The sequence below is a fragment of the Vibrio sinaloensis genome (assembly GCF_000808535.1).
GTDB classification, from domain to species: Bacteria; Pseudomonadota; Gammaproteobacteria; order Enterobacterales; family Vibrionaceae; genus Vibrio; species Vibrio sinaloensis_D.
Map to the genome: position 1 here is coordinate 1 of NZ_JWLV01000041.1, position 823 is coordinate 823.

Sequence of the window (823 nt, forward strand, 5' to 3'; positions counted from 1 at the left end):
AGCAGTCATCTAATCACAGGCAGCGCTTTCGACTGTTATACCGTGAATGAAATGACGCTGGCCGAGCAACTAATGGAAACGACTCCCGACAACAGTCTAACCCTTTTCGATAAGGGCTTTTACTCTCTTGGGTTACTTCAAGAGTGGAGCGCTAAAGGTGTAAATCGACATTGGCTCATCCCAATGAAAAAGGGATTAAATTATGAAGTCGTTCAGTCCCTTGGTCGACAAGATAAACTCATTAAACTGAAGAGTAACCCGCAAGCTCGCAAGAAATGGCCAACGCTAGAACGTGAAGTTGTTGTCCGTCTAATTACGAGGGTCAAGAATGGCAAGTCATATGATGTTCTTACCTCAATGACCGACCCGATGCTTTACCCAAAATCAGACATAGTTGGTCTTTATGGATACCGCTGGGAAATTGAGCTCGGATACCGAGAACAAAAACAATATATGCTTGGCAACCGACTTACACTAAGAAGTCGACTTCCAGAATTAGTGAAGCAAGAGCTTTGGGGTATCTTGCTAACGTATAACTTAGTCAGGTATCAAATGGTTCAAATGTGTCACACGTTGAATGGAGATTACCTGCCATACCAACTAAGCTTCAACGGTGCATTAGCCCATATTATGCGCTTGCTAGTCGGCCTTCCATATTCGTCACCAGGAGCAATACCTAGGCAACTTCAGAACTTTTACTCAATAAGCGAGAGTTTAATATTAGAGCCAAGACGGGAAAGATCCTTCCCTAGAGTAGTGAAGAAAAAACCAAGCCGATACCCTAGAAAAAACAATGCCGCTCACCTTAAGTGAACGGCATTAG

1 protein-coding gene is annotated in these 823 nt (G+C 43.5%); it reads left to right on the forward strand.

What is annotated here, in order from left to right; translation table 11 throughout:
* The coding region (locus RJ47_RS16460; RefSeq protein WP_039485333.1) for an IS4 family transposase at window positions 1–813 on the forward strand (813 nt) is incomplete at its 5' end.
* Between the last annotated feature and the right edge of the window lie 10 nt (window positions 814–823).